Annotated in this window: 30 protein-coding genes; all 30 read right to left on the reverse strand. The window is 44.3% G+C overall.

Features of this window, described 5'->3' with window-relative positions; all coding sequences use genetic code 11:
• Positions 1-164: 164 nt before the first annotated feature.
• Positions 165-938 carry an undecaprenyl pyrophosphate synthase gene (gene uppS / locus J2Z66_RS14020; protein ID WP_209972058.1) on the reverse strand — a complete coding sequence of 258 codons (774 nt, stop codon included), beginning with the start codon at positions 936-938 and terminating at the stop codon, positions 165-167.
• 66 nt (positions 939-1,004) lie between these two features.
• Positions 1,005-1,559: a ribosome recycling factor gene (frr, locus tag J2Z66_RS14025; RefSeq protein ID WP_209972059.1), complete on the reverse strand. Its 555-nt coding sequence runs from the start codon at positions 1,557-1,559 to the stop codon at positions 1,005-1,007.
• 1 nt (position 1,560) lies between these two features.
• Complete coding sequence (gene pyrH / locus J2Z66_RS14030; RefSeq protein WP_209972060.1) at positions 1,561-2,286, reverse strand: UMP kinase; 726 nt, start codon at positions 2,284-2,286, stop codon at positions 1,561-1,563.
• A 189-nt stretch (positions 2,287-2,475) separates the two neighbouring features.
• Entirely contained in the window at positions 2,476-3,126 is a 651-nt protein-coding gene (tsf, locus tag J2Z66_RS14035) for a translation elongation factor Ts (RefSeq protein WP_209972061.1), read from the reverse strand.
• A 98-nt stretch (positions 3,127-3,224) separates the two neighbouring features.
• Positions 3,225-3,923: a 30S ribosomal protein S2 gene (gene rpsB / locus J2Z66_RS14040; RefSeq protein WP_209972062.1), complete on the reverse strand. Its 699-nt coding sequence runs from the start codon at positions 3,921-3,923 to the stop codon at positions 3,225-3,227.
• Positions 3,924-4,143: 220 nt separating this feature from the next.
• Positions 4,144-4,647, reverse strand: coding sequence for a hypothetical protein (locus J2Z66_RS14045; RefSeq protein WP_209972063.1), 504 nt, complete (start codon positions 4,645-4,647; stop codon positions 4,144-4,146).
• Complete coding sequence (locus tag J2Z66_RS14050; protein ID WP_446686401.1) at positions 4,640-5,251, reverse strand: hypothetical protein; 612 nt, start codon at positions 5,249-5,251, stop codon at positions 4,640-4,642. The genes J2Z66_RS14045 and J2Z66_RS14050 overlap by 8 nt, the downstream gene beginning before the upstream one ends.
• A gap of 66 nt (positions 5,252-5,317) precedes the next feature.
• Positions 5,318-5,635, reverse strand: coding sequence for a hypothetical protein (locus J2Z66_RS14055; RefSeq protein WP_209972065.1), 318 nt, complete (start codon positions 5,633-5,635; stop codon positions 5,318-5,320).
• Between the two features lie 43 nt (positions 5,636-5,678).
• Positions 5,679-7,088 (reverse strand): flagellar assembly protein A, encoded by a 1,410-nt coding sequence (locus J2Z66_RS14060; protein WP_209972066.1) that lies wholly within the window; start codon positions 7,086-7,088, stop codon positions 5,679-5,681.
• Between the two features lie 29 nt (positions 7,089-7,117).
• Positions 7,118-7,906 carry a FliA/WhiG family RNA polymerase sigma factor gene (locus J2Z66_RS14065; RefSeq protein ID WP_209972067.1) on the reverse strand — a complete coding sequence of 263 codons (789 nt, stop codon included), beginning with the start codon at positions 7,904-7,906 and terminating at the stop codon, positions 7,118-7,120.
• 19 nt (positions 7,907-7,925) lie between these two features.
• Positions 7,926-8,363 carry a hypothetical protein gene (locus tag J2Z66_RS14070; RefSeq protein ID WP_209972068.1) on the reverse strand — a complete coding sequence of 146 codons (438 nt, stop codon included), beginning with the start codon at positions 8,361-8,363 and terminating at the stop codon, positions 7,926-7,928.
• Positions 8,360-8,854, reverse strand: a complete 495-nt coding sequence (locus tag J2Z66_RS14075) for a chemotaxis protein CheD (protein WP_209972069.1) — start codon at positions 8,852-8,854, stop codon at positions 8,360-8,362. Before J2Z66_RS14075 ends, J2Z66_RS14070 begins: the two co-directional genes overlap by 4 nt.
• Positions 8,851-9,438, reverse strand: coding sequence for a chemotaxis protein CheC (locus J2Z66_RS14080; RefSeq protein ID WP_245375545.1), 588 nt, complete (start codon positions 9,436-9,438; stop codon positions 8,851-8,853). The genes J2Z66_RS14075 and J2Z66_RS14080 overlap by 4 nt, the downstream gene beginning before the upstream one ends.
• A gap of 38 nt (positions 9,439-9,476) precedes the next feature.
• Positions 9,477-9,938 (reverse strand): chemotaxis protein CheW, encoded by a 462-nt coding sequence (locus tag J2Z66_RS14085; RefSeq protein WP_209972071.1) that lies wholly within the window; start codon positions 9,936-9,938, stop codon positions 9,477-9,479.
• Between the two features lie 26 nt (positions 9,939-9,964).
• The gene (locus tag J2Z66_RS14090; protein ID WP_209972072.1) at positions 9,965-12,046 is read right to left on the reverse strand and encodes a chemotaxis protein CheA; all 2,082 of its coding nucleotides are present in this window, start codon (positions 12,044-12,046) and stop codon (positions 9,965-9,967) included.
• A gap of 52 nt (positions 12,047-12,098) precedes the next feature.
• Complete coding sequence (locus J2Z66_RS14095; RefSeq protein ID WP_209972073.1) at positions 12,099-13,193, reverse strand: protein-glutamate methylesterase/protein-glutamine glutaminase; 1,095 nt, start codon at positions 13,191-13,193, stop codon at positions 12,099-12,101.
• A gap of 47 nt (positions 13,194-13,240) precedes the next feature.
• Complete coding sequence (locus J2Z66_RS14100) at positions 13,241-14,110, reverse strand: MinD/ParA family protein (RefSeq protein WP_209972074.1); 870 nt, start codon at positions 14,108-14,110, stop codon at positions 13,241-13,243.
• Positions 14,103-15,362 (reverse strand): flagellar biosynthesis GTPase FlhF, encoded by a 1,260-nt coding sequence (flhF, locus tag J2Z66_RS14105; RefSeq protein WP_209972075.1) that lies wholly within the window; start codon positions 15,360-15,362, stop codon positions 14,103-14,105. Before flhF ends, J2Z66_RS14100 begins: the two co-directional genes overlap by 8 nt.
• A complete protein-coding gene (flhA, locus tag J2Z66_RS14110; RefSeq protein ID WP_209972076.1) occupies positions 15,359-17,392 on the reverse strand; it encodes a flagellar biosynthesis protein FlhA in 2,034 nt (677 codons plus the stop codon). The genes flhF and flhA overlap by 4 nt, the downstream gene beginning before the upstream one ends.
• A 22-nt stretch (positions 17,393-17,414) precedes the next feature.
• A complete protein-coding gene (gene flhB / locus J2Z66_RS14115; RefSeq protein WP_209972077.1) occupies positions 17,415-18,506 on the reverse strand; it encodes a flagellar biosynthesis protein FlhB in 1,092 nt (363 codons plus the stop codon).
• A 61-nt stretch (positions 18,507-18,567) separates the two neighbouring features.
• A complete protein-coding gene (gene fliR / locus J2Z66_RS14120) occupies positions 18,568-19,365 on the reverse strand; it encodes a flagellar biosynthetic protein FliR (RefSeq protein ID WP_209972078.1) in 798 nt (265 codons plus the stop codon).
• A gap of 13 nt (positions 19,366-19,378) precedes the next feature.
• On the reverse strand, positions 19,379-19,648 hold the full coding sequence (gene fliQ, locus J2Z66_RS14125; RefSeq protein ID WP_209972079.1) for a flagellar biosynthesis protein FliQ: 270 nt from the start codon (positions 19,646-19,648) through the stop codon (positions 19,379-19,381).
• 39 nt (positions 19,649-19,687) lie between these two features.
• Positions 19,688-20,467, reverse strand: a complete 780-nt coding sequence (gene fliP / locus J2Z66_RS14130) for a flagellar type III secretion system pore protein FliP (RefSeq protein ID WP_209972080.1) — start codon at positions 20,465-20,467, stop codon at positions 19,688-19,690.
• The gene (locus J2Z66_RS14135; protein ID WP_209972081.1) at positions 20,464-21,084 is read right to left on the reverse strand and encodes a flagellar biosynthetic protein FliO; all 621 of its coding nucleotides are present in this window, start codon (positions 21,082-21,084) and stop codon (positions 20,464-20,466) included. The genes fliP and J2Z66_RS14135 overlap by 4 nt, the downstream gene beginning before the upstream one ends.
• Positions 21,085-21,124: 40 nt before the next feature.
• A complete protein-coding gene (locus tag J2Z66_RS14140; protein WP_209972082.1) occupies positions 21,125-21,487 on the reverse strand; it encodes a response regulator in 363 nt (120 codons plus the stop codon).
• Between the two features lie 29 nt (positions 21,488-21,516).
• The gene (gene fliY / locus J2Z66_RS14145; protein WP_209972083.1) at positions 21,517-22,845 is read right to left on the reverse strand and encodes a flagellar motor switch phosphatase FliY; all 1,329 of its coding nucleotides are present in this window, start codon (positions 22,843-22,845) and stop codon (positions 21,517-21,519) included.
• Positions 22,835-23,833, reverse strand: coding sequence for a flagellar motor switch protein FliM (fliM, locus tag J2Z66_RS14150; protein WP_209972084.1), 999 nt, complete (start codon positions 23,831-23,833; stop codon positions 22,835-22,837). Before fliM ends, fliY begins: the two co-directional genes overlap by 11 nt.
• Before the next feature lie 33 nt (positions 23,834-23,866).
• Complete coding sequence (locus J2Z66_RS14155) at positions 23,867-24,349, reverse strand: flagellar basal body-associated FliL family protein (RefSeq protein WP_209972085.1); 483 nt, start codon at positions 24,347-24,349, stop codon at positions 23,867-23,869.
• A complete protein-coding gene (locus J2Z66_RS14160; protein WP_209972086.1) occupies positions 24,350-24,571 on the reverse strand; it encodes a flagellar FlbD family protein in 222 nt (73 codons plus the stop codon).
• Positions 24,572-24,632: 61 nt separating this feature from the next.
• Positions 24,633-25,451, reverse strand: a complete 819-nt coding sequence (flgG, locus tag J2Z66_RS14165) for a flagellar basal body rod protein FlgG (RefSeq protein ID WP_209972087.1) — start codon at positions 25,449-25,451, stop codon at positions 24,633-24,635.
• Positions 25,452-25,528: the final 77 nt, after the last annotated feature.

A 25,528-nucleotide genomic window follows, 5' to 3' on the forward strand; every position in this document is an offset into this window, starting at 1 on the left:
TCCTCCTAAGGACTTCTCATTAAAAAACAAATTCAACATAAGCTTTTTTGTGAAAGCCACATTCGCAAACTTACCAAGACTACATGGAGCTTCCCGCAGAAAAGCCAACTTTGCAAATACCAAGCCAGCTTTTCTTTGGTAAGCATTGATAATTAGGGCTCACATTAAATTCCACCGTATCTTCTGGCCCTTTGCTGATACTCCACAATGGCTTGGTAGAATAAATCATCGGTAAATTCAGGCCAATAAGCATCCGTAAACCATAGTTCGGAATAAGCAAGCTGCCAAAGTAAAAAATTACTCAACCTCAGCTCTCCACTGGTCCGAATCAACAGATCGGGATCAGGCAGGTCTGATGTCAACATATATCGCGAAAATGATTCCTCATCTAAATCCTCGATCCGAAACTTGCCTTCCTGAACTTCCTTGTATATGTTCTGCACTCCGTCAAGGATTTCCTTGCGTCCTCCGTAGTTCAAAGCAAAATTTAGAATGAGTCCAGTATTATTTTTTGTACGTTCAATGGCATCCTCAATGGCTCTGAGGGTATAATCCGGCAAGCCTTCATTCCAGCCTGTCATGCGAATGCGCACGTTCTTTTCAATAAGCTCCCCAATCTCAAGCGGAAAAAATTCCGAGGGCAGCTTCATCAAAAATTCCACTTCTTCTTTGGGCCTTTTCCAGTTTTCTGTGGAAAAAGCGTACATCGTTAGTACCTTTACGCCGATATCATTAGCGGCGATCGTGATTTTCTTAACATTCTTCATACCGGAATGATGCCCTGCTACGCGAGGTAAGCCGCGCTGCTTCGCCCAACGTCCATTACCATCCATGATGATTGCCACGTGGGCTGGAACATGTTCCGGATCGATGGTAGGAAATGCCTTAACAGCATCCTTGCCTAAGCTCCTGAGCCATTTCTTAAACGGTTTGAGCATCCTTGTTCCCCCACCTAAGGAAAGATGAAAAGTCCCCAGCATATGACCGGGGACTGGCCTAAAGCTTTACACTTCCATAATTTCTTTTTCTTTGGCGGCCAATACCTTATCCACTTCTGCAGTAAATTTATCAGTAAATTTCTGAATGTCCTCTTGATGGCGACGGGATTCGTCCTCAGAAATTCCTGCTTTTTCCAGCTTCTTAATTTCATCATTCGTGTCGCGGCGGATGTTACGAACCGCAACTTTGGCTTCTTCGCCATACTTTTTCGTCATCTTCACAAGATCTGAACGTCTCTCTTCCGTCAAAGCCGGAATCACAATACGAATAATTGTGCCGTCATTAGACGGAGTTAAGCCCAAATCTGATTTCATAATCGCCTTCTCAATAGTTCCCATAGATGTTTTATCCCATGGTTGGATAAGCAAAGTCCGGGAATCCGGAGTGCTGAGGTTGGCAAGCTGATTAACAGGCGTCATTGCGCCATAATACTCAACCTGAATTTTATCGAGCAGTGACGGTGTTGCGCGGCCTGCGCGCAGGGAAGACAAATCTCTTTTTAAAGCGGCTATTGCTTTATCCATCTTGTCTTCAGCATTCTTTTTTATCGCTTGTGGCATTTTATACACTCCCTTGAACTGTGGTCCCAATTTTCTCGCCAAGGACAACTCGTTTAATATTCCCTTTTTCCGTGATCGAGAACACCACTAACGGGATGTTATTATCCATACAAAGGGAGGAGGCTGTAGAGTCCATGACGCCTAAATTGTTGCTTAGAACTTCCATGTACGTTAAGGTATCGTATTTCTTGGCCGTAGAATCTTTGAAAGGATCAGCCGAATAAACGCCGTCCACTTTATTCTTGGCCATCAAAATGACTTCAGCTTCTATTTCTGCAGCTCTAAGCGCAGCCGTAGTATCCGTTGAGAAAAAAGGATTGCCTGTACCTGCAGCAAAAATGACGACTCTTCCTTTTTCAAGGTGTCTCATTGCTCTGCGGCGTATGTAAGGCTCTGCCACCTGCTGCATATTGATCGAGGATTGCACCCGTGTGGGAACCCCTATCGTCTCCAGCGCATCTTGAAGGGCCAGGGCATTCATCACAGTTGCCAGCATGCCCATGTAATCGGCAGTAGCACGATCAATCCCTTTGGCGCTTCCTGCGATACCTCTCCATATGTTGCCTCCGCCTACTACAACTGCGACTTCCACTTTCAAGTCAACTACCTCTTTAACCTGATGGGCGATGGAGGTGATGACTTCGGAGTCGATTCCATATCCAAGCTGTCCGGATAAAGCTTCCCCGCTTAATTTTAAAATAACTCGTTTATAAAAAGGACGCTCCAAGTTGCAATAACCTCCGTTTCAAAAAGGCGAATAAGATAAAGATTTCAAAGGTATCGTCTACGTCGTCCTTAAAAGGACTAGCGCGTTGCCTAGAAATATCAAAGTCAAATCTGCATTTTTATACTTTTTATTTTACTGATAGTTTAAAAAAGAAGGAACACCAAGTGTTCCATTCTTCTGTGACGAGTATTAAAGTTTCACTTGGGACATAACTTCTTCTGCGAAATTTTCTTGTTTTTTCTCAAGACCTTCACCAAGTCCAAAACGGACGAAACGGCGAATGGAGATATTTTCTCCAATTTGCGAGATTTTTTCATTAAGTATAGTGGAGATTGTTTTGTCTTGGTCTTTGATGAACTGCTGCTCCAACAAGCAGAATTCTTCATAGAACTTGCCAATACGTCCTTCTACCATTTTGTCGACGATTTGCGCAGGCTTGCCTTCGTTCAGAGCTTGATTACGCAAAATTTCTTTCTCTTTATCGATAGCTTCCTGAGGAACATCTTCCCGGCGAACATAAATCGGGCTTGCTGCTGCAATATGCATAGCAATATCTCTGATAAAGGATCTGAATTGATCCGTCTTCGCAACGAAATCTGTTTCGCAGTTGATTTCTACCAGTACGCCTACTTTACCGCCAGCGTGAATGTAGGATTCAACAGCTCCTTCACTAGCAATACGTCCAGCTTTGTTTGCTGCTGCTGCCAGGCCCTTCTCACGAAGAAGCTCACCAGCTTTAGTCAAATCACCATTTGCTTCTTCTAATGCTTTTTTACAATCCAACATTCCTGCGCCTGTTTTCTCGCGCAATTCTTTCACCATTCCAGCAGTTATTGCCATTCGAAAGACCCTCCCACTAATTCTTCGTATTTTTTGTGTTAAAAAGGGCGGTGTAGGCTGTTACACCTTCCAACCGCCCTTTTGTTCATCTTTATATCTTAAGCTGTTGTTTGTTCACCTTGGTGAGCTTCGATAACCGCATCAGCAATTTTAGCAGTAAGTAATTTAACTGCACGAATAGCATCATCATTACCTGGAATAACATAATCGATTTCATCCGGATCACAGTTAGTATCTACGATACCAACGATTGGAATACCAAGCTTGCGAGCTTCTGCAACTGCAATACGCTCTTTACGAGGATCGATGATGAATAAAGCGCTAGGAAGACCTCTCATTCCTTTAATACCACCAAGGAATTTCTCTAAACGGTCTTTTTCTTTACGAAGGATGATAACTTCTTTCTTAGGAAGCAATTCGAACGTGCCGTCTTCTCCCCATTTTTCAAGAGTTTTCAAACGTTCGATACGTTTTTGAATCGTTTGGAAGTTCGTTAATGTACCACCCAACCAACGTTGGTTGATGAAGAACATACCGCAACGCGCTGCTTCTTCCGCAACGGAATCCTGCGCCTGCTTCTTAGTTCCTACAAAAAGAATCGTTCCATTGTCTGCGGATACGGATTTCACGAAGTTGTAAGCCTCATCCACTTTTTTAACTGTTTTTTGTAAATCAATGATGTAAATGCCGTTTCTTTCAGTGAAGATGTATTTGTCCATTTTTGGATTCCAACGACGTGTCTGGTGTCCGAAATGTACCCCAGCTTCTAAAAGCTGCTTCATGGAGATAACTGCCATCTCCATCCCTCCTCTATATTGGTTTTTTTGTGTTACCCTCCGGCGTTCGCACCTTCATATAGAACTTATCACAATAAGCAACCTTATATGAATTGAACGACGTGTGATTTTAACACCGAGAATAAATATACCATAACTCGCATAGGGATGCAACAATTTGCTCGCAATGCATTTGAATGCTTGAACAAAAGCAGCATCAGTTAACTTCCTTCGAAATGGCTTACTGGTCACTCGTGAGAATATCAATAATTTGCTGGATATCTAGCTCGCCTTCAAATCTATGGAAACCTACCTGCATTTTGCGAGTGGCATTTTGCTTCACTAACTCTTTTTCCAAAGCACTACGGTCTTTGACAATGCCAGCTTTGTACAGCAGCTCGGACACATTAGATGCTACCAAATCAGGCTGTATATACAGAATGGTGCTCTTGGCAGCAGACGATGGAGCTGGACTCCCAACTGCCAGCTTGTCCTTTTCTTCCTTAAGCTTCTTCTGCAGCTCTCTGTCCAATTCAGCTTGCGTATATACCTTCTCGCCTTTTTCAAAAACCTGAAACGACTTGGAAGCTTCGGCTTTCAAGCTGATCGGATCCCACTCACTGATAGCAGCGGGCTTTGTTGTCTGAGAAGTGACATTTATGGAATAAGCCATTAGCTGCAGCAAGGTTGCCCCTACAATAAGTCCGACTCCCATTCCGTACAAGTAGCTTTTATTTCTAAGCATGGGGCCGTTCCTCCTGTCTGGAGAGCTGTATAATCAGATTAACTTCTCCTTTATTCATGCCCAGCTTCTTGGCGATAGCCTCTACCCCTCTGCCTTGATCATACAATTGGAAGAGATCCGCATATCTAGCCTTCATGCTGAGCCCCGAATAGACCGGTGATTTCGCAGCTCCAGAGACTTCTTCCCCAGTTTCTTGCACAGAAGTAGAAGCGAGGGATTCTGTGGCGGCTATGGCCGCCTTGCTTAAGCCAGGCTCCCTATTCAGCTCAATAAGCTCCGAATTTTGTAAATTCGCAGCCGCTGCTGTTTCCTTTGAAATGTGAATTTTATTTAGCTCATGCGAAAGATCGCCTTTTTGCTTCTCAAGCTGCTCCATCCTGCTCACAAGCTTAGCTAATTCAGCTTCATAATCCTGCTTGGTTCTGGCGAATACATCCAGGATCGTTTTATTCTGCTCATCCATTTCGGCCGCAAAATGCTCGATGGTATCTTCAATTTCTTGAACGACCGTGTTCTTCGGAGCGGCTGCTTCTTTTTTGGGTAAAAGGCGCGCATATACGATCACTACCAAACCAAGCAGCACGATATACATCCAAGAATTCACAGTTGACAAAGACAACGACTCCCTTTTTTCTCGGTAAGACCAAGAGCTGGTTAATATGGAACAAACTCATAGCGATAAATCGATATGGTGCCCCTTATATGGATGTTCAGACTGGCCCTCAGGCTTTTCCCCGTTACTGCCAGTGCGCTTCCTATTGCTGCTCTCCTGCTTCTGCTGCTTCTCCTTCTCGGAGTCGCTTACTCCCGCAGAAGCACTTTCATCGATTTTGCCGCTTCTCCGGCGCTGCTTTTCTGTTGACAATGCAGCCGCGTTCGCAAGAATAGATTGATCCTCCTGAGGCTTATGCGACAATTGATTTTGCATCATACCCGCAGTATCATTTTTATGCAGTGCAAATTGCAATTCAACCGCTTTCATGCTCATAAGGAAAAACTCCTCCCGAAATATAATCCTGATTACATAGGAGCTAAATAGAAGGCGTCATGGAAATATCCCCGTCGTTCAAATAAAACGTCATCCTTGTCGTCGGGTCTTTAATAAACTTGGTATAGCGGCCGATCACAATTTTGGATCCCCCGTAAATCGTAGAAATGACTTGAACCTTGGCTTTATCCGAATCCTCCAAAGATTTTTCGATCTCAAGAATACGATCCCGGATTGCATTTTGTTCTTCACTTACTTGCTTACGCGAATGATTCAGCTTGATTCTCATAGCGACTTTATCAGGAGTCAGCTGACCTGCCGCTGCAAGCTGATCCAAAAGAGATAAAGCTTTGTCGCTTTTATCCAGATTTTCCGTATGACCCTTGAGTTGATTACGCAGCTGAATCATTTCATTCCGGAGCTCGGGAAGCACTCCCACTTCGATTACTGTAGTAGTCGCCATAGAATTTCCTATCGTCCTGGCCGTAACTCTTTCGCCTGCTTGAACAATACCCCCGACTATAAGTCCCTTAGGGCCTTTGCAATTGACGGAAAGGCCTGCGCGAATGTTGGAATGCATAATACTCTGGGATACGTTAATATCTTCAGCAGCCTCAACGGTAGCATCCTGAATAAAAGAACTTTTCACATGTTTCCCCGCTTTAATCCGCGCCTTGTTCTGCCCGACTATGCCTGCGTTAATTTCGATAGAGCCGTCTGCTTCCAATTCAGCAGCCTCTACACCACCAGTGATCCGAATATCTCCCGCTGCACGAATCTTAAAGCCTGGAAGGATACTGCCGCGTACAACCACCGTTCCAATAAAATCAATGTTGCCGATATTATAATCCACATCACCATTGATTTCGTAAATCGGAAATACATTGACCTTGTCGCGGTCAGTCTTCACGACCATGCCGTCAAGAGCCGAATAAAGAGCCATCTGCTCAGCGTCAGTCACCACATTTTTACCAATCTTGAAGCGGGCTTCCTTACCAGCTTTGGCAAAGAGCAGCTCACCGGTGACCGCTCTTCCCGGCTTGCCTTCAGTGGCTGGAAATCTTTGACCGATAAGCTGGCCTTTTCGTACATTATGCAGGGAAATCACCTGCTTGTAGTCGACTTTGCCATCTTCGAGCTCAAGCGGTTTCTTCTCAGCATGGTCCAGATCATATATATATTTAATCGTTCCATTTTGTCCTTCTTTTGGCTTATCCCCTTTGGCGATAACCACCTTCTGGAACGAAAAGGGTTTAGGATTAGCAGCTATATTTGCCAATTGCACGTGATCAATGCCATAAGAAATATAATGGGCTGCAAGCAGGTCTTCAAGCTGAGCCATAGTCACCTTGAAGCTCTCGTCCGTATTATTGATGAATAAAAACGCCGTTAATTTATCGTCTGACAGGGAGATCGTGATGTAAAAATCCAAAGGCATGCTCCGCTCATTCATGGACATACCACCTTTCCAGTCTCTAGTGTTTATGTATCTTGGAAAAGCTGCACTTTGAATCTACTCAAGGAACCTTTTAATCTTAGAATAGCTTTAGAGTGCAGCTGCGAAATTCGAGAGGGGGATAGATTCATAACTTCCGCGATTTCACTTAACGATAAATCTTCATAGTAAAATAAAGAAACTACAGTTCTTTCCTTTTCGGTGAGTCGCTCGATAGCTCTTGCCAATGACTCCTGCAAGAAAAATTCATTAACCTTGTATTCCGGATTTTTGGCCTTATCATCCACTAGCAGAGAAAGCCGGGTCTCGGAGTCTTCCTCGCGAATAGGATCATCTATGGAACAAATAGTAGTAATCGAAATATCTTGAAGCATTTGCTGAAATTCCCGCTCGCTGATTTGCAGATAAGCACTTATTTCCTCATCAGTAACCGAGCGCAAATACAATTGCTCCAGCTTCTGATAAGCTTCTTCCAGTTTCTTGGCTTTCTCCCGGACAGACCTTGGAACCCAATCTCCCTGCCTGAGCCCATCGATGATGGCACCCCGAATACGCCAAGAGGCATAGGTCTCAAATTGAAGTCCACGTGCATAATCAAATTTATCGACTGCATCGATGAGTCCCATGGCTCCATAACTGGCCAGATCTTCCTTCGATACACTTTTCGGGAGACCAATGGCCATTCGGCCAGAGACATAATCGACAAGCGGCAGGTAGTTTTCTATGAGTGCTTGCTTAGCCGGGACCCACCTTTCTTCCTTCCATTGCTTCCAGAGTTCAATGTTGGCTAAATGGGATGGCTTTTTTTCGATCATGACTTAAGTTTCACCTTCCTTAGTCTTCTGACATGCGTCTGAGCGCTCCAGCCAGTTGTTCAGGGTCCAGGTTATTCTTCGTAACGAGCTTCGGTGGATTTAGCGGTGAAAAGGGCATGTCTTCTGCACCAGAAGACTGTCCCGGACTATCTAGATTTTTCTTAAGCATTTGTCTGGTAGCATCATCATCATCGGGAGTAGCAAGATCCAGTTGGGATCCGAGATGCGATTCGGCTTCATTTAAATGCTCTTCATTTAGATTCAAACCATTGGCTGTTGTTAAAATTCCAAGCAAGAAACGAAACCCAAACGTTAAAATAAATAATATAATAAAGCTGTATAAGCTTCGCAAGCAAGTAGTTAAAAACACATTGTTACCGATAGAAAGCGAGAAAGTAATCAAACCTGCTAGAGACGCGGCTATCCAATTAATTTTTAGAGTTCCTACCATAGTCATAGTTCCTTAGATCCTAGCTGAACGCTGCGAACTAGTAATATACCAGTCTCGCAATCAAATTCGATCGTACGTCCGTAATTAGCGCCCGTATCTTCAGCTTTTACTGGAATTGAGTATTTTTTGAGCATTTCCTTACAAGATTCTACATTTCTCGGTCCAATTCTCATCGTATCATTATTCCCGGCAAAAGCAAACATTTGAGCGCCTCCAGCCAGCTTGGCTTCCAATCTTGAAAGAACAGCACCGAGCAGCTCCATCTTGGCTATCATACTAGGAATTGCCGTATCCGCATACTTCGCTATGTTCATCGCCCCTTCCCGGGCAATGGCTGAGGAAGGCAGCATTACATGAGCCATACCAGCAACCTTTGCACGGGAATCGTATAAAGTGACACCTACACAAGAACCAAGCCCTGTTGTTTTTAGCACACCTGTAACATGTGCTGTGTTAAGATCCGCCATGCCTACCTTGATGGTCTTGTCCTGGATCATGGGCTTTCTACTCCCAGCGCAATAAATATCTTGCTAAAGGATTCCGGGTCAGGGATAAGGAAAAAATGCCCTTGCACCTCATTTTCTCCCTCCAGAAATTTAGTATCAATGAGCAGAGCCTGATCACCCATATGGCCAAACTGCAGCAACCCATAGCTTAAAATAGCTCCTGCCATATCAATTGCAAGTGATGGTACGGTTGGCGACATCCGTAAATGCGTGAAGTCTGCGAGTGAGGAAAGGTACGAGCCCGCAAGAATGTTGCCGATCTCATTTAATGCCGATATTTCCATCTCCGTATATTCTTCCCCATCCAGCTCTGGTATGCCAACAAGGTGCAGCAGCATCTTCCGGGCCGATTCCAGATTAAGAATAAAAAACAGGTTGCCTGGAGCATCACCGTCCACTCGAAGGAAAATAGCCATGACGACCGTCTCCGCCCCGCCTACGCTTTCGCATATTTCTTCAAATGGAAGCATTCTGACCCTCGGAACAAGCATATCGATGGGCTTATTCAGCAGAGTGGATAAAGCAGTCGCAGCATGACCTGCACCAATATTCCCTACTTCCTTAAGCACATCCATTTGAAAATCGGCTATATCTTTAAATACATCCACCTTCTCTAGCCCTCGATTCCTTCAAGCTGCTGAATTTCACTTTTATTAAGCACTTGCTCCAAATTAAGAAGGACTAACAGACGATTGTCTCCTACTCTGGCGATACCCTCTAAATATTTTGCTTTTATTCCACCAACGATTTCTGGCGGTAAATCAATGTTGTCAGTGTCTATATCAATAACATCATTAGCAGCATCTACAATCAGACCCACTTCATAGTCGCCGGCAGAAACAATAATAATTCTAGTGTTCTCGTTATATTCCGCACGTTCGAGTCCAAATCTGGACCGAAGATCAATTATCGGAATAACAATTCCACGCAGATTGATGACCCCCTGGATAAAGGCTGGCGTTTTGGGAACGCGGGTCAAGGGCTGCATTCTCTCAATCGTTCTTACTTTCTCTACTTCTACTCCATACTCTTCGCTACCAAGAGCAAATACAATTACTTTCTTTTCTTCTCCCATTGTGAAAGCCTCCTAGTTTGGAATGATTACTTAATCAATGCATTCGTATCAATAATGAGAGCAACTTGCCCATCCCCTAATATCGTCGCTCCGGAGATTGCAAATAATCCATTCAAATATTTGCCTAATGTTTTTAAAACAATTTCCTGCTGTCCGATAAACTCATCAACCATCAAAGCAATTTGCTTTTCGCCTTTACGGACGACGACGATTTCAATTTCATTTTCATCCAGTTCGTTGTAGTCAGGAACTTCGAACAGGCTGCTAAGAGAAACTAGCGGGATGACTGTGCTGCGGTATTCAATCATTTGATTTCCATGGATCGTTCGAATCTGTTCTCTCTTGATAGACGAAGTTTCAACGATAGAGGACAAAGGTATCGCATACTTCTCGCTTCCTAGGCTTACCAGCATAGCCGAAATAATCGATAAGGTTAGAGGCAGCTGAACAGAAAACTTACTTCCCACTCCAAGCTTGGAATCCACCTGAACATGGCCGCCAAGCGTATGGATTTTCGTCTTAACTACATCCAGTCCGACACCACGTCCGGAAATATCAGAAATTTTATCGGCGGTGCTAAATCCTGACTCAAAAAGTAACTGATACACTTCACTATCACTTAGCTTGTTAGCTTGCTCCTGCGTAACGAGTCCGTTCTTAAGAGCAGTGTTCAGTATTTTATCGCGGTTAATTCCTCTTCCATCTTCCTCGATTTCAATAAATACATGATTTCCACTGTGAAAAGCACGCAGATGTATCGTTCCCGTCTCGCTCTTGCCTACAGTAAGGCGGTCCTGGATCGGCTCGATGCCATGATCTATCGCATTGCGTAATAAATGTACAAGCGGGTCGCCAATTTCATCGATAACCGTACGATCCAGCTCTGTCTCTGCCCCTGTAATGATTAAATCTACTTTTTTGTCTAATGATTTAGCCAAGTCTCGAATCATCCGTGGAAAACGGTTGAATACGGAGTCAACAGGCACCATGCGCAGCTTTAACACAATATTTTGCAAATCGCTGCTCACTCTGGACATATGCTCGACAGTTTCTGTAAGATCATTACGTTTCACTTCACTAGCTAACTGCTCTAATCGGACGCGATCTATGAGCAGCTCACTAAACAGATTCATCAGTGCATCCAACCGCTCTATATCTACACGAATAGTCCGATTGGCTACCGGAGCTCCAGACGCTGTTGCAGTACCCTGCTTCGTTGGAGCCGGCTCGGCTGCTCTTACTGAAGTCTCTTGCTTCAAATCAGCAGCTTCTGCCAAAGCTGCCGCTGCCTCATTAGCTGCGGCTTCAACCTCAGCTTCAGCACTCACACCTGCGGCCATCTCTTCCAGGGAATCCTTATCCACTGTAATAATGACAGCTGACTCAATCTCTGAAACACTCAAAATCTCTTTTTGCAGCGTCGCTTGATCCACTTTGGAAATATGAAAAACGGAAAAAGAGCGGTCAAACTTCTCTTGCTCAATATCCTGTACTGAAGGCGTTGATTTGACAACCTCGCCCATCCGTTCCAAGACATCAAACACCATATACGCTCTTGCAGCTTTCAGCACACAATCCTCACGCACTGAAACTTCTATATAAAAGACAAGAAAACCTGATTCAATGGATTGCTCAAGAATCGATAATTGGTATTGATCAACATCAACTGCTTTTGTGGCCTCTTTCTTAGGAGCCGCTTTGGCGGCGTTCTTTTCCGTATGGCCATAATCACCAGAGACGATCGCCTTTAGCGAAGCTACGATTTGATTGACGTCAGCTTGGCCGGTGCCTCCCTGAATAATGTCCTCAACCATAATTTCCAGAGAATCCAAGCTTTTGAAAATACAATCGATAATCGAAGAATTCATCTCCAACTTGTTATTCCGCACCAAATCAAGTACATTCTCCATCTCATGGGTCAAAGAAGCCAAGTCCTCAAACCCCATCGTTGCCGACATTCCCTTCAGCGTATGCGCTGAGCGAAAAATACTTTGGACAATCCCGATATCATTCGGATTGTTTTCCAGCATAAGCAAATTCTCATTCATGGCCTGTAAATGCTCTTTCGATTCATCGATAAACATTGAAAGATATTGATTCAATTCCACAACCACACCTCCATTTATGGATCGTTATGTATTCTGTTTTGAAGCAACGGACTCATGCATTCACTGCTTTTATTAGCTTGGAAACAATCTCATGTTGGGCAACAATATGCATGGCGGCCTTGAGCTCGACTGCAGCTCTCGGCATTCCGTAAACAATACAAGTTTCCTCTGATTCCGCTATCGTGCTTGCGGCTCCAGCCTCACGCAGAGCAAGCATGGCTTTGGCACCATCACTGCCCATCCCCGTCATAAGCACAATATGCCTTTTTAATTCTTGAAAGGGCAGCAGCGATTCAAACATAACATCTACAGAAGGACGATGTCCCGAACGAAGCTCATCCTTGGACAAGTGAATTCGGTATGTTCTGGATGCATCCCGGTAAGCTGTCATATGAAGACCGCCTGGAGCCACATAGGCTGTAGCGGTTTTCAGAATATCCCCTTCCTCTGCCTCCACTACCTTGATCCGGGAAACATCATTTAACCGCTTAGCCAGTGACTTGGTAAAGTTTGGCGGCATATGCTGGACAATCAGAATAGGGGCTGGAAAACCAGCAGGGATATTCGAAATAATCTGATGCAGTGCCCTTGGCCCTCCTGTGGATGTCCCTATCGCTACCAAATGGCTGAAATGCGCACTGCCTTCGACAGCAGCTTGCACCTCTCCCGGTGTCTTTAGTGCAAAGCTCGGCGCTTTGCGCGGACTGGACAAAAATGCTGAATCTGGTGGCTTCGTTGCTCTCATTCTTGTCTTGACGGCAATTCTAAGCTTCTCATGAAGCAATAGCTTCACCTTATGTAAATCCAGGGAAATGGATCCGGAAGGCTTACGGATAAAATCAACTGCCCCTAATTCCAGAGCGCGAATGGTTTCAGAAGCTCCCTCTTGCGTCAAGCTGCTAAGCATGATCACTGGGGTTGGGTGCTCCTGCATGATCAGCCTCAAAGCTTCGAGCCCGTTCATTTCCGGCATCTCTATGTCCATAGTCACCGCGTCGGGCTTAAGAAGCTTGGTTTGTTCAATTGCTTCTTTGCCATTCCTCGCCGTGCCAACAACTTGAAACAGAGACTCTTCAGAGATTAGATCACTAATAATTTTACGCATAAAGACGGAGTCGTCGACAACAAGTATGCGATAAGGCGTCACGCTGCTTTCCCCCCTTTATGGCCGCTTCAGAACTCAAGCAGCTAAGCTTATTTCAATAGCTTTATCATTTTATTAAGAAAACCTTTAATTCCAGTTGAGCTGACTTCCATTTGGCTTTGGCCTGCGATAAAACGGTCAACAAGTACTTGTATCCCTCTGGATGCAGCCGAATTCGGAAAGGCAACCGTGAATGGTACTTGCTTTTTAACTGCTTTCATAACGCTGCTGTCATCATCAACAAATCCGAGAGTGGGGATATCAATTTGTAAAAACTGCTTGGCCACCATGCTAATTTTGTCAGCTGTATATTTACCCTCTTTGAGGTCTGTAACCCGATTGATCACTAATGTAAAAGATACCTTGTGGCCCATTGAATTAACCATTTTGATAATTGCATAAGCATCGGTTATAGAAGTAGGCTCTGGAGTTGTTACAACAATTGTATCTTCAGCTGCCAGAATGAACTTCAATGTTTCTTTCGATAAACCGGCACCCGTATCAAAAATAATAAAATCCACATAACCATTGAGCTGATTGACCTGCTGGGCGAAATATTCAAGTTCTTCCTCGGTCAGGCGAAGCAGATCATTGAAGCCAGAGCCTCCGGCTATAAACTCCAAATCGTTGTAGCCTTTTTGAATGATTTCCCAAATTGTTTTTTCCTTTTTAAGCAGGTGGTATAAGCTATATTTGGAGGAGACTCCCATTAATACATCAATGTTGGCAAGCCCAATATCCGCATCAAAGACCAAAACCTTATAGCCGCGGGACTGTAGAGTCAAGGCGAAATTTAACGTAAAGTTCGATTTGCCTACGCCGCCTTTTCCGCTGGTAACCGTGATTACCCTGGTTTCTCTAGTATTGTTCTCATTTTGTATTTGTACCAGGTTTCGCAGCCCCTGTGCCTGATCAGTCATGAACGGATTCCTCCAATAACAGATCGATAATATGCTGCTCGCTTATTTCGGTAATATCATCAGGAACATTCTGCCCATTTGTCACATAAGAAAGCTGCAGCGAAAAATCGTGAATAAGATTGACAATCGCTCCATACGAATCGGTTTCATCCATCTTGGTAAAAAGTACCTTATCAAGCTTGAATTTATTGAAATTATTAGTAATGGCCTTCATGTCCTTATACTTCGTCGTTAAGCTTAAAACAAGAATGGTTTCACTATTACCTTGCGTCTGAAGTAAAGCATTGAGCTCTGATACATACATTTCATTGCGGAAATTACGTCCTGCCGTGTCCATGAAAATAATATCGCAAGCTTCCAGCTGGCGAAACGCTTTAGATAAATCCTGAGGTGAGAACACAACCTCAATCGGAACATTTAAAATCGTCGCATACGTTTTAAGCTGCTCAATAGCAGCAATCCGATACGTATCCGAGGTAATGAATCCCACCTTCCGATGAAATTTAAGTACCTGCTCTGCCGCCAGCTTAGCGATCGTTGTAGTTTTGCCAACGCCTGTTGGCCCGACAAAGTGGACGACTCTAGTTGCAGCAGAGATTTGCTTGCTGGAGTCGGTATGAAACATCTCCTGCAGCTGCTTGCGGATTGAGCTCTCCGCTGCTTGCTCAGAGATTTCTTCCCCGCTTGCCAAAGACTCCTCAAGAGCTTGCTCCATCAATTGCTTAACAAGCAAATGATCAACTTCCTGTTCCAGCAAGCGGTGTTCTATTTTAGCCAGAGGCTCAGGAAGCTTGGGTTCATCCTTCGCAGAAAAAGTAAGATTTTTCATCATTTCTTTCATTTGCTTGATTTCTTCTAAAAGAAGTTCTTCTTGGGGTCTGGGAGCATGAGAAGCTGCCTTTGGCGGTGTATAGGTATGCAAAACGTCAGGAACCTCAGGGAAATCGGAGCGCTTCTCTTGGGTGAGCACGGCTAGCGCTTGGGCTGGTGCTGTTGCAGGTGCTGGACGGACCACCGCTGCTGCTGGCCTAATAGCCGCAGCAGGCTTTGCGCCGGAAGAAGCGTTAGTGCCCTCTCCGCCGCCTGTATCCGTAGCGGCGATTACTTCAATCTTTTTCTTTCCGAACATCCCCAGAAATCCCCCGGAACGAATTTCTTTCGTGTTCAGGATGACAGCATCCTTACCTAAATCACTGCGGATTTTCTGCAGAGCATCAGGCATCGAATCAACCACATACCGCTTCACTCTCATAGATTGACAACTCCCATGCTTTGTATTTCAACGCTTGGTTCCAATTCGCTGTAGGATAGAACCGGGATATCCTGCATCGTTCTTTCCAGCAGCTGTCTGAGATACATGCGAATGGTTGGCGATGTGAGAATGACAGGCTGCTGTCCGGATTGGATGAGCTTTGTGACTTGTTCACTGACTCGGTGATAAATAATTTGTGATGAAGATGGATCCAGCGCCAGGTAGCTTCCCTGATCGGACTGCTGAACAGAATCGGCAATCTTCTTTTCCAGAGAAGGGCCAACGGTTATCACTTTTAATGAATCTCCAATAGATGTGAACTGTTGCGTAATTTGTCTGGATAATGCTTGTCTCACGTATTCAGTAAGGATCTCTGGATCTTTACTGTAAGTCCCGTAATCGGCGAGAGTTTCCAGGATACTTACCAAGTCCCTGACAGAAATTTTTTCACGCAGCAGCTTTGCCAGAACCTTTTGAACATCCCCTACAGACAATACACTTGGTATCAAGTCGTCCAGTAGAGCAGGATAGGACTCTCTCACATTCTCGATAAGAGCTTTCGTTTCTTGGCGTCCTAACAGCTCGTGTGCATGCTTCTTAATAATTTCGGTCAGATGCGTCGCAACAACGGACGGAGGATCAACTACCGTATATCCCGATAGCTCTGCCCGTTCTTTAGTCGATTCATCGATCCAAATCGCAGGCAGTCCAAAAGCTGGCTCCGTCGTTTCTATACCCGAGATCGAATCGTCATCGATACCCGGACTCATAGCCAAATAGTGATTCAGCAGCAGTTCACCACGGGCTACGGTATTGCCTTTAATCTTGATCATATACTCGTTGGGTCTTAACTGAATATTATCGCGAATCCTAATGACCGGAACTACAATACCAAGCTCAAGAGCACACTGTCTTCTAATCAGAATAATGCGGTCCAGCAAGTCTCCGCCCTGCTGAGAATCCGCGAGTGGAATCAAACCATATCCAAATTCGAATTCAATCGGATCCACCTGCAGCAGGCTGATAACACTCTCCGGACTGCGCACCTCTTCGATCTGCTGCTCCTCGACCATTTGTTCTGCCTGCACTGCATCTCGCTGCATATTTTTCTGCATTTTAAGCGCAGCATATATTAACAGTCCTGCAATTGGGAAAGTTGTAAACCAGTCAATCGGTGTAAAAAGACCCAGCATAATAAGCGTACCAGCTACGATATATAGCAGTTTGGGCTGTCCTGTAATCTGGGAGGTGATATCATGACCTAAGTTACCATCCGATGAAGCTCTCGTAACAATTAAACCAGCTGCAGTGGAGATCAATAGCGCCGGTATTTGACTGACGAGACCATCTCCTATCGTAAGAACGGAGAAGGTTTCCAGAGCTTCACCCATTTCCATCCCCTTCATGGTGACACCGATGATCAACCCGCCGAGCAGGTTAATGATCAGAATGATGATACCCGCAATCGCGTCTCCTTTAACGAATTTACTGGCACCATCCATGGCTCCATAGAAATCCGCTTCCTTGCCGATCTTCTGCCTGCGTTCTCTTGCTTGCTGTTCATTAATCAGTCCTGCGTTCAAATCAGCATCAATACTCATTTGTTTACCTGGCATAGCATCTAGCGTAAATCTAGCAGCTACCTCGGCAACCCGCTCAGAACCTTTGGTAATAACAATAAATTGGACTAAGACAAGAATGAGGAAGATAACAAATCCCACCACAATATTGCCCTGGGCTACGAATGAACCAAAAGTTCTGACCACGTTGCCTCCTTCGGCATGAGCCAGAATGTTCCGAGTTGTAGACACATTAAGTGCAAGCCGAAATAAAGTGGTTATCAAAAGGAGCGAAGGGAAAATTGAGAATTGCAAAGCTTCCTGTGTATTCATAGCTACTAGAATAATCAGCAATGCCAGAGCAATGTTAACTATTAATAAAAAGTCCAGCAAATGAAGGGGAATCGGTACGACCATCATGAGCACGATTCCGATAATTCCGATCAGAACAACCAAATCTCTCAACTTCACTACAGCATACCACCCTTCCTGATTATTTGGTTCTACCCTTAACTTTATAAACGTACGCTAGCACTTCTGCCACAGCCTGGAACAAATCTGCGGGAATGGACTCCCCCATCTCCACCTGTGCATAAATGGCTCTGGCCAAAGGCTTGTTCTCCATCGTCATTATTTTATGCTGCTTGGCAACTTCCTTGATTTTAAGCGCCATATAATCGCTTCCCTTGGCTATAACAACCGGGGCTTGCATATTTCCGGCATCATATTTCAAAGCAACCGCATAATGAGTCGGGTTGGTGATCACAACATCCGCTTTGGGCACTTCCTGCATCATACGCTGCATGGCCATCCGCCGCTGCTGCTCACGAATTTTCCCTTTTATCAAAGGATCTCCATCCGACTTTTTGTGCTCATCTTTAATATCCTGCTTGGACATTTTAATGCTTTTTTCAAATTCATATTTCTGGTACATAAAATCAAATAGAGCCAGGACAATAAGAATAAGACCAATTTTAATACCGAGCTGCAGCGTAATAGAAGCAATAAATTTAAAGGCAGCTTCAAGCGGTAAATGTCCCATCTTCAGGATCTCTTCTTTTCTGCCCCATAAGGTTGTATAAACTACGTAGCCAATAATAGACATCTTTAACATTGATTTAAGAAAATCAACCACAACTCTCATGGAAAATAATCGCTTGAATCCTTCGATCGGATTGATTTTATTAAATTTCATCATCAGGGGCTCTCCAGTAAACATAACCCCGATTTGCAAGTAGTTGCCTAGAACAGCAATGATCATAGCAAACAACATAATGGGAGCCAAGAGAATCAAACACTCAACAGCGAGACTACTGAACAGCACCAGTACATTTCCCGTGGAAACGTCCATTAACAGCTCACTTTGATAAATATGCCTGAATACATGGACTAATTTATCCTTCATAAATCCCCCAAATAAATAAAAGGATAGAAATACGAAGAACAAGATAAAGGCTGCGGGCAAATCCATGCTCTTCGCAACCTGGCCCTTCTTGCGGCTCTCCTGTCTTTTCTTTGGCGTTGCGGGCTCAGATTTTTCCCCGGCAAACAATTGGAGATCCAGGTGCAGACGAAATTGGGACACGAGTAACCTCCTAAACGCTTCCTGCAGGAAAACTAACCTTTGTCATGAAGTACTATAAGCTTTATGGAGCAGCTGGCTGAGGCTTCGAAATAAGCTCAATAAGCTCGCCTAATGAATCAAAAGCTGTTACATATAAATGTTGAAACAGAGAGGGCAGCTCTGGAAACAAAAGATAGAGCAATAAAAAGCCAAGCAGCATTTTAAGCGGCATCCCTACTACAAATACGTTAAATTGAGGCGCAACCCGCGTAAGCAGGCCTAATCCCAAATCGGTTAAAAAAAATGCAGCGACGAGTGGTGCCCCTATCTGAAAGGCCAGATAAAACATAGTGGAAAAGGATTTGAACAGAAAATCCGAAATTTGTCCATTGTAGATCCGTGTAAACAGCTCATTATCGAGCGGAATCCATTGATAGCTATCGATGATCGCACGAATTAAATAATGATGGCCATCAAAGGATAAAAAGATCAACAGCGATACCATAAACTTCATATTACCGAGCATCGGCGCTGAGGAGCCCGTCATCGGATCAATCACATTTGCGATCGCAAAACCCATCTGAATATCAACAAAGGCTCCTGCAATTTGTACAGCAGTGAAAAATAAATAGATCACAAAGCCAAGCAGCACTCCAACTAAAATTTCTCTAAGAATCAGTAATACATAGATGGAGTCTATAGGTACCGGATTGCTGGCTCCCACGATCCCAAAAGTAATAAAGCTGAGAAAAGCTGCCAGTCCGATTTTCACGGTGGTCGGAATATTTCTGGATGAAAAGAAGGGAACGACGACAAAAAACGAGGTCATTCGACAGAAAATGAGCAAAAGGTTAGGCCATGTTTGAAAAAAAAGCTCCATGCTCCTTCACAACCTAACTAACATATTTGTAAAGGTTGCTCAGCAAATTAAAAGTGAAGTCAACCAACGTATTTAGTATCCATGGACCAAAAATCAACATGGATAATAAAACAGCTACGATTTTGGGAACAAAAGCAAGCGTCTGCTCCTGAATTTGAGTAGTTGCCTGAAAAATACTTATAAGCAAACCAACGATTAGAGCTATAAGCAGCATTGGAGCGCTTGCCTTAAGCACCGTATAGATAGCCTCACCGGCCAGCTTAATAATAAACTCCGAACTCATTTAAGAAACCTCCGTATTCTGATTCTCTGGCATGCTGGGTCACGTATTATAACTAAGGAGCAGCGATTTCACTACCAGATACCAACCATCAACAAGAATAAACAAAAGTATCTTAAAAGGAAGAGATATCATAACGGGCGGCAGCATCATCATCCCCATTGCCATGAGTGTGCTTGAGACCACCATGTCTATGACCAGAAAAGGAATAAAAATCATAAATCCCATCTGAAATGCCGTTTTCAACTCGCTGATTACATAAGCTGGAACAAGGGCTGTAATCGGTGTGTCTTCAATGCTTGTTGGCTTTTCGGCCTGAGAGTAGTCAAGAAACAGCTTAAGATCCTTATCACGAGTATGACTCCACATAAATTTCTTGATAGGCAGCGAAGCCTTAGTTAAGGCTTCTGTCTGATTGATCTCGCCTTTGAGTAACGGCTGCAGGGCAACTTGGTTAATTTCACCCAAGGTTGGCGCCATAATAAAAAAAGTTAGAAACAGGGCCAGACCGATCATCACCTGATTCGGCGGCATCTGCTGGGTTCCGAGTGAGCTTCTGACAAAGCCGAGAACAATTACAATACGGGTAAAGCTTGTCATTAGGACCAGGATAGAAGGTGCGATACTCAGCACGGTTAACAAGAGTATGACGCTAACTGTACTCGAAGTTCCGCTAGTACCGCTTGAGTCTATGTTTACATTAATTCCGGGAATTAGATTAGTTGTTGAAGCGGGTTCCGCGGCGTTAGCTGTTCCATAGAAGCAAAGGGAAAATAAAATGACGGTTAAAAGAACCATGAGTGTTAGCGAACGTTTCTTCATTTATCATTCAACCGATCTGTTTGTTTTTGATCCGATAGCCATTCCTCAACATTTTTATTCCTCGAGGTTACACGCTGCAGCTTATCGTGAAATACCTGCTGGAAGGAAGCCAGCTCCACTTCTTCTTCCTCAATCTCTTTTTTGTTTCCCTTTAATTTGGCCATCCATTTCCCTAAGGACATGAAGTTCATTTGCTCTGATTGGCTGGAACTCAGCAGATCTGTCACGTAGGCAACTTCTTCGGGATCATCTATTTTCTCGAGCAGTTGAATGTTGTCACCTACGCCAACAACGAACAAGGAATGGCCGATTTCCACGATTTGAATCGATTTATGCTGACCAAGGGGAACTCCCCCAAGTGATCTAATCGATCTTTTGAATAAGGTTTGATTTTTCTTGGACAGAAATTTAATCAGTACCAAAAACAAAACAATAATCAAAATAAGAAAAAAGATCACTTTGCCAACCATCTGGAGTGAGTCTGCCGGTCCGGAAAATTCAGTATCCGAAATCGTCTTAATCGAAGGTGACTCCGCCACACTCACGCCGGCCATGGTAAGCGAAAAAACAAAGCTGCCACAAGCGGTTAACATTAGTTTGGTTGCGAGTCTTTTCAATGATTACACCCTCTCGCTCTATGTACACCTTAAGATGTGATTAGCCCAGCGTTTTTTTAATGGCTTCAATAACACGATCCGCTTGAAACGGCTTGACGATAAAGTCCTTGGCTCCTGCCTGGATGGCATCAATAACCATAGCCTGTTGTCCCATCGCTGAGCACATAATTACTTTTGCGTTAGGCTCAATCTTCTTGATTTCTTTTAACGCATGAATACCGTCCATCTCAGGCATCGTAATATCCATCGTGATCAAATCAGGCTTTAGCTCTTTAAACTTCTCAATGGCCTGTGCACCATCATTCGCTTCCCCACAAACCTCATAACCATTTTTTGATAAAATATCCCGGATCATCATTCGCATAAACGCTGCATCATCCACAATAAGAATTCGATTAGCCATTACTAAACAGTCCTCCTAAAAAAATTAAGTTATTGTAACTTCTGAATTCGTTCCCACTGATTTACAATGTCGGTAACACGAACCCCGAAATTTTCATCGATAACGACGACCTCGCCTTTGGCAATCAGCTTGTTATTGACCAATATGTCGACGGGTTCACCTGCAAGCTTGTCCAGTTCAATGATGGAGCCTTGAGACAATTCCAAAATATCTTTAATCACCTTATGTGTTCTTCCAAGTTCTACAGTTACTTTGAGCGGAATATCAAGCAGCAAGTTAAGATTAGTTTCATCAACAAGCGGCAGTGTTCCATTTTGCAAATTACCGAATTGCACGGGCTGAACATTTACATTCCGATTCGGCATTGCGTTTGATGGCGCAGGAGGCTGCTGGTACATCGGCTGCTGAGGCGGATACATCGGCTGTCCGGGTTGTCCCATAGGCGGCTGCTGTCCATACATTGGCTGCTGATACATGGGTTGCTGGTACATCGGTTGTTCATACATCGGCTGCTGGTACATTGGCTGCTCATGCATGGGAACTCCAGGCGGCGGTGTAAAGGCCTCCTGCTGCGGAGGAGCTGGTGGCGCTGACGGAGCCGCTGCAGCTGGTGGCGCTGACGGAGCCGCTGCAGCTGGTGGCTTGGCTGGAATTTCCTCAGGCTCGGAAGTATCCCCCATCAGAATGGAAACCATTTCTTTGGCGAACTTCACAGGCAGCAGCTGCATGATCGTCGAATCGATCAAATCACCAATCGCCAGATGGAACGATACTTTAATGAAAATGTCTTCGTCTGGTAAAGTGCCTTCTCCCTGCGACAAATTCAAAATATTAATGCCGGGAGGCGAAATGTTAACAAAGCGGTTAAATATAGTTGACATGGAAGTGGCTGATGAGCCCATCATTTGATTCATCGCTTCCTGCACAGCACTGATATGAATCTCACTCAGCTCTTCCAGTCCACCCGTACCGTTACCCCCCATCATCAGATCGGCAATTACCTGGGCATCGCGTTTTCTGATCACTAGCAGATTAATACCATCGAAGCCATCAACGTAATTCACATGAACAGCAACATGCGGCTGCGGAAATTCTGCTTGCAGCTCTTCCTTGGCGATAATGGAAACCTTCGGTGTTGTTATATCAACTTTCTTACCGAGCAAGGTAGATAACGCCGTAGCCGCGCTGCCAAAAGTAATATTGCCAATCTCCCCGAGAGCATCCTGTTCCAAAGGTGTCAGAAATTCTTCTACTCTTAGCGTTGAGAAGGAAGACTTAGATTCAGGCATCTCATCTGAGGTCTGCCTTAGCAAGGCATCAATTTCTTCCTGAGACAAATAATCCTTGTTACTCGTCATTCTCTTCCTCTCCTTCCTCTACAATTTCATTAATTTGAATAGCCATCTTCCCTTTAACCGTTCCAGGACTCCCATAATACTTCAGCTTCTCCCCAACCTTCACCTGCAGAGCTTCATCTACTGATTTCTGGAGTGGAATCACGTCTCCTACAGTCAATCCAAGAAAGTCATGAATGGTAATCTCGGTCTGGCCAAGTTCAGCAATTAGCGGAAGCTTCGCCTTCGTCAGTCTGAATTGAAGAGCTTCCATTTCCTCCGGAGCTCTTGTCTTCTTCTGAGAGACAAACCAATGGTGCACAGATAGCCGCGGCATGATTGGTTCAATAACGACATGCGGTATACACAGGTTAATCATTCCGGTTGTATCACCAATTTTGGTGCTCAGCGAAATAAGTGCGATGGTCTCGTTTGGAGAAACGATTTGCATGAACTGCGGGTTCGTTTCCAAGGCTTCCAATCTGGGTGACAGGTCGATAACCGTTTTCCAGGCTTCCTGAAGGCTATCAAAAGCTCTACTGAAAATTCTTTCCATCACAATCGTTTCAATTTCTGTCAGAGCATTTATTTTATTCGGAGTAGTGCCTGTTCCGCCTAACAACCGATCGAGCATGGCAAAGGCGACGTTAGGGTGCACTTCAAGAACCATACGACCCTCTAGAGGCTCTGCTTCGAAAATGTTCAGAATCGTCATTTTAGGAATAGAACGAATAAATTCATCGTAAGGCAGCTGTTCCACTTGAACTACACTGATTTGCACAAACGTTCTTAGCTGCGCAGAGAAATAAGTCGTTAAATACCGCGCAAAATTCTCATGAATACGGGTTAAACTGCGAATATGATCTTTAGAAAAACGGACGGCCCTTTTAAAATCATAAGCACGGACCTTCTTTTGAGTTTCTTCCTTCTTAAGCTCTTCCGCATCCATTTCTCCGGAAGACAAGGCAGCCAGTAAAGCATCGATCTCATTTTGCGATAATACATCAACCATTAGAGTCACCCCCTTAAAGCAAGTTCTTGAGAACTACTGAAGCACTATGTACGTAATCCATACTTGTCGAATCTTGCCATCTTGCAGCATGGGGTTAAGCTTATTCATTAAAGTCGATGTCAAGAAGTCCTGACCTTTGCTGCCTTCCACCTGTTCAGGCGTCATATCTACTAAAGTACGATTGATAGTCCCTTTTACGGTAGATTCAAGCAGATTTTCAAATTCCTCTTTGGCCTTGCTGTTCTCAAGCTCAAAAGCAAAACTTACTTTAATAAAATGATCTCCGCCTGCAAGGTTGGTCGTTATATCATTAATAAACACCGTGTTTGCCTTGGTTTGAGCAGCTGTAGGAGGCTTGGTCGGCTTCACTTGCTCAGCAGATGCCTGAGCATCCTCTGATGGGTTCGGGGTCCCGCTTTTCTCCATATAGTTCCATAGTACAAAAGCCGCTACAAGGATCAAAGTGATCGCTATCAGAATAGAAACTGCTAAAATAAAAACTTTATTCTTGAACACCTACGAGACCTCCGTATCCATGGACTTTATTGTAGCTCTTATAGAGCCAATCTCCTGCATGTAGGCTTGAACTAAGCTTACCACAACCGCTCCCTGTTCGAGAACAGTAATTTTCTTGCCTGTTATTAAAGTAATGATCGTATCCGGAGTTTCTTCCATGGACTCTATCAAAATTGCGTTCACAAAAATAGGCTTGCCGTTCAATCGAGTGAGAGAGATCATATTCTCCTCCTGCAAACATAGTAGGGGAGAATTCTCCCCCCTGTTACCTCATCTGTTTACCTTAACGCTTCAAATTAACAACCTCTTGCAAAATTTCATCTGATGTTGTAATTATGCGAGAATTCGCTTGGAAGCCGCGTTGGGCAATGATCATCTCCGTAAACTCGCCAGTCAAATCCACATTGGACATTTCCAGCTCTCCAGATATAATCGTGCCTGTTCCAAGCTCTGGATCTCCCGGATCTGATAATTCAATAACAGCATCCGTATTGCCGTTTGGCGTCATACGATATAAATTCCCTCCAATTTTCTCTAATCCTGAAGGATTCGTCACCCGCACAATCGCTATTCGATCTCCTGTCGGAGCTGTTGTTCCATCTGCATTCACTGCAACGATGTCTCCGTTAAGTGCGATTGAGAAAGCCGTAACCGCTTCGTCTAGCTGAATATTCCCGCCATCTGTTGAGAGGACGTGCAGGCCTTCAGCGTTAACCAGCATTCGATTCGCATCCAATGTGAAATTTCCTGCTCTTGTTAAATATGGAGTTTCTGCTTGTCCCTCCACACCTACAGCGAAAAATCCATCGCCGTTTATTCTCAAATCCGTAACTTGATTCGTCGTCATCGCACTGCCTGGCGTGTGTACAGTATCAATGGAAGCAACGGCAACACCTAGCCCTACCTGCTTAGCGTTAACACCGCCACGCACCTCATCAGGGGCGCTTACGCCAGCAACGGTCTGACTAAGGATATCCTTAAACATCACTCGTCCGCCTTTAAATCCAACTGTGTTGACATTAGCAATGTTGTTACCTATTACATCCAATTTCACTTGGAAGCCACGCATACCTGAAACGCCCGAATACAAAGATCTTAACATCTAGTATCCTCCTAGTTTGAATTCGAATTTAAACTTGAGCTGCTTCAATCGATCCACAGCTCCAGGCCTCCATGCAG

The sequence above is a fragment of the Paenibacillus eucommiae genome (assembly GCF_017874215.1).
In the GTDB taxonomy this organism is placed as follows: domain Bacteria; phylum Bacillota; class Bacilli; order Paenibacillales; family NBRC-103111; genus Paenibacillus_AI; species Paenibacillus_AI eucommiae.